We start from the raw sequence: 4,038 nt of genomic DNA, 5'->3' as shown, positions 1-4,038 counted from the left end.
TGGTATTTGTTTAGCTGGTGTTAAACTTATTCTTTCGTGTACTTTTAGTTTATCTGTACAAGAATAGACTAGTATTAGACTATAAATTAGTATGTGTTTTAAATATTTATACATATAATATTCTCCTTGTTTTTAAGTATACTATTAGTTATTTTGGTTTGTATAGGGATTTTTAAAAAAGATTTGCTTTTAATTTTATCTTTATTCTCCTATTTCATAATTATTTGTATAATATGATTGTTGATTTTATAAAAATTGTTAGTTTGTCATAAAGTTTTATTTACTTTTTTTAAATTGCTAATTTAATAAATGAAATTATGTGAATTATGTTTTTGACATTTTACAATATTTTTCAATGTAATAGGTTTTTTTGAATATTTTTTAACTTTCGTTAACAAGTACTCGTCACACTATCTTTAAAATTAGCTAGTTCATTGTCATCCATTGTAGTAAAGTAGGCTTGTACCGCATTTTTAAATCCTTCTTTACCATCGTTATTGTTTTTGCAACGTTCAAGTTGAGTCTTTATGTGAGCCAAAGCTTCTTTAATCTTAGGTTGAGCAAATAATAAAAACTTATTAAACTTTTCTTTATTGTTTAAACTTTCTTTTAAGAAATCTAAGTTTACTTGCTCTTCTTCAGTTAAATTTTTTCTTAATGTTTCTTCAGCTGTTTTTTGTGTTGTTGTAGTTTCTGGCTTTTTTTTAGTTAGATCTTTTGAGGGTCTTGTAGATTTTGTTATTTCTTTGCAACAGCAAAGTAGTAATAGACTACAAAATATCAAATAATTTGTATATTTAATCATAATACTCTCCTTGTTTCTAAGGGTAGTTCAAATTTATTATTTTTCTTGTATAGGTATTTTTGTAATTGTTTATTTATTTTTGAAAGTTTAATGTTTTGTTATAAAGTTTATGTTAACTAAAATTAATTTTTGTTAAATTATAAGGTTGAAGAGATATGAATAAAGTAAAGAGGGCATATGAAGATTATGCCATGTATTTTGATGAAGGTCGATTAAATGATACTGAAATAGCGAAAGAACTTGGTGTTTCACGAGCTAATGTAAGTAAAATGAGACAAAAATGGGAAAATATCAAAGATAATCCAAAGGAATTTTTTAGTGAAAGTAAAGTAACTATTTGTAAAACTACTCTTAATAGTATATTAGATCGAGTACTCGAGACAAATGCTAAAGCACGTGAACTTAAGAGTCAATTTAGTATAGCCAAAAGTCAACTTGGACTTAAGTTTATGAGGGCATTTAACAATTATTTAGAATTGGAACTTGAGGATTGTATAGAAGAAATAAATCTATTGGAGAGAGAGATTAAAATGAGTAAAAAGAAAGGAAATAGTAGAGAACTTCAAGATAAGAAGATTAAACTTAAAGATTTAAAACGTGAGAAAGAAGATAAAACAATGAAGTTATGTTATGAAACAATGAAGAAACTTAAAATTGCAGACTTAGATGAGAGTAGATTTAATTTTGGAGGATAAATAAATGGATATATACAGTAGTAGTATTTTTAAGTCTATGCAAAGGGAATATAAACGTGAATTTGGGATTGATATTGCATCTTTTATGAAACCAAAATCAGTAGTTGTTGATTTTAAAAGCTTTGAAAATAAGTTCTTAAATAAAAAACAACGTAAAGTGTTACGTGATATTGAAAAGAATAATCAAAACAAAGTTATTTTATCAGGTGGGATAGCTAGTGGTAAAACATTTTTGGCTTGTTATTTATTCTTAAAAACTTTACTTAAAAATAGGCATCTTTATAGGAAAGGTACCAATAATTTTATATTAGGCAACTCACAGAAGGCATTAGAAATTAATGTTATAGAACAGTTTGAAAATCTTGCTAATATGCTTAAAATACCTTTTGTTCCCAAATATTCAAATACGTCATATTTTGAGATCGATTCTTTAAGGGTTAATTTATATGGTGGAGATAAAATAAGAGACTTTGAAAGATTTAGAGGATCGAATTCTGCTGTCATTTATGTTAATGAAGCAACAACGCTGCATAAAGAGACATTAAAAGAAGCGCTTAAGAGACTAAGAATAAAACCAGAGTTTATTGTTTTTGATACTAATCCTGATCATCCAGAGCATTATTTTAAAACAGATTATATTGATAAGAATACAATATATTCTACATATAATTTTACGACATATGATAATGAGGCAATTTCAAAGGAATTTATAAAGACCCAAGAAGAACTTTATAAAGACTTTCCAACATATAAAGCCAGTGTACTACTTGGCGAATGGGTTGCAAATCATGATGCGATATTTAGTAATATTAATATTATTAAAGAGTATGAATTTAAAAGTCCTATAGCTTATTTAGATCCTGCATATAGTAGTGGAGGAGATAATACTTCTCTTTGTGTTTTAGAGAAGGAGTTGGATAAGTATTATGCATTTATATTTCAAGATCAAAAACCAGATGTTGATCCATATGTTATGAATACAATAAAGATAATAATGGAGAATTTAAATGTTAATACACTGTATATTGAAGATAGAGATGATATTAAAGGATCTGGTTCATTGACACGTGAATATGTTAGACTTCGAGATAATATGCCAAATTACTTTAGAATTGCACCAACAAGACCAAAAACAAATAAACACTCAAGAATTGTTTCTTTATTAACACCATTTACTTATAACAAGATGCATTTATTAGATTATAGTAGTCGTTCTGTATTTAATGATATTTATTCATATAATGGAGATGGCAAAGTTCATGATGATGCTCTTGATGCATTATCAGCTGCATATTTAATTATGTCTTTAAATTATCGTGATAGAAGTCAACATTTTACTAAATTTACTTTCATTTAACGTATAAATTATTGTATAATAATTATATAAGGAGATTCTTTATGGAGTATATGCAAATGGAACCTGTAATTACTAGGCAGATGGTATTCAATGAGCTTGTAAAAGCTGGTATTAATAGAGAGATTGCGGATGATTTGTCTTATAGATACTATAAAAATGAGCTTACTATTAAAGATCTTCAATATTTAAAAGAGAACTTTGACATAAAATTGGAGATGTTAGAGCGTGGTTTAAAGGCTGAGATTAGAGAACTTGATACTAAAATAGATGCTAAATTTACAGAACTTGATAATAAAATAGATACTGTTGAAAATAACCTAAAATCAGATATTAGAGATCTTCATAACAAAATAGATATTATTGAAAATAACTTAAAATCAGATATTAAAGAACTTGATAACAAAATCGACAAAGTAAGGGACGAATTAAAGTCAGATATTAAAGAACTTGATAATAAGATAGATATTGTTAGGAAAGATATGGAACTTAACAAAATGGAACTTGATACTAAGATAGATATTAAATTTAATGAGCTTGATACTAAGATAGATAAATTTGCATCAGAGGTTAAAGGAACATTAAAATTACATGCATGGATGTTTGGAACCATTATTACCCTAGCTGTAGGAATTTTATTAACGCTGATATTTAAATAAAGATGTTAATTAAAGATAAAGAAAGATAAAGTAAATTTAAATAAGTAAAACTTATCCTTCATAAACTTAAATAAGCTTATAAGAAAAGTAACAAAAAATTATAAAAAAGTGAGCAAAAATAATAAAGTGTATTATATTTGTGTGGTATAAGATTAAAAGAAATATAACAAAAAAAGATATGAAATTAAATTTTAGATTAAATGTAAGAGATTTATATAAATATTCAATATTTTTTAGGAACTACATAGATAATGTAGCGAAAGATTGTTTAAAGAACGGAATAACATTAGACAGTGTATCAAGCACATCATTAGATGTTGATGATGCTTTGGGTAGTTTAAAAATAGAATTAAAAGCAGCATTATTACAATGCATTATTAGTTGTCGATTTAATGGTGTTGGATACATTTTAGTAAAGACAGCCGATCAGTTTTTTGATTTAGATGTAGAAGTAAATAATGAATTACCAATTGGATTTATGTATTTAGATTATTCTAAAGTACATGACATTGGACCAGAAAGTAG

General features: G+C 26.1%; 5 protein-coding genes. 4 read left to right on the top strand and 1 reads right to left on the bottom strand.

The genetic code is table 11. The features are described 5' to 3' along the window. Positions 1–391: 391 nt before the first annotated feature. A complete protein-coding gene (locus U880_RS0105490; protein WP_024654542.1) occupies positions 392–805 on the bottom strand; it encodes an Mlp family lipoprotein in 414 nt (137 codons plus the stop codon). Positions 806–960: 155 nt separating this feature from the next. On the opposite strand from U880_RS0105490, the gene U880_RS0105485 reads away from it, so the two are divergent. The 4 genes from U880_RS0105485 to U880_RS10150 all read left to right on the top strand — a co-directional run. Further along, a complete protein-coding gene (locus tag U880_RS0105485; protein WP_024655105.1) occupies positions 961–1,500 on the top strand; it encodes a DUF603 domain-containing protein in 540 nt (179 codons plus the stop codon). A 4-nt stretch (positions 1,501–1,504) separates the two neighbouring features. After that, the gene (locus U880_RS0105480) at positions 1,505–2,857 is read left to right on the top strand and encodes a PBSX family phage terminase large subunit (protein WP_024655104.1); all 1,353 of its coding nucleotides are present in this window, start codon (positions 1,505–1,507) and stop codon (positions 2,855–2,857) included. A 41-nt stretch (positions 2,858–2,898) separates the two neighbouring features. Continuing rightward, entirely contained in the window at positions 2,899–3,513 is a 615-nt protein-coding gene (bdr, locus tag U880_RS11830; protein ID WP_038359339.1) for a Bdr family repetitive protein, read from the top strand. A 178-nt stretch (positions 3,514–3,691) separates the two neighbouring features. Beyond that, positions 3,692–4,038: anti-CBASS protein Acb1 family protein (locus U880_RS10150; protein WP_152520371.1), on the top strand; the 347-nt coding region annotated here is incomplete at its 3' end.

It is taken from the genome of Borrelia hispanica CRI, from assembly GCF_000500065.1.
Classification (GTDB): Bacteria; Spirochaetota; Spirochaetia; order Borreliales; family Borreliaceae; genus Borrelia; species Borrelia hispanica.
This window is presented reverse-complemented; position numbering and strand designations above follow the sequence as displayed.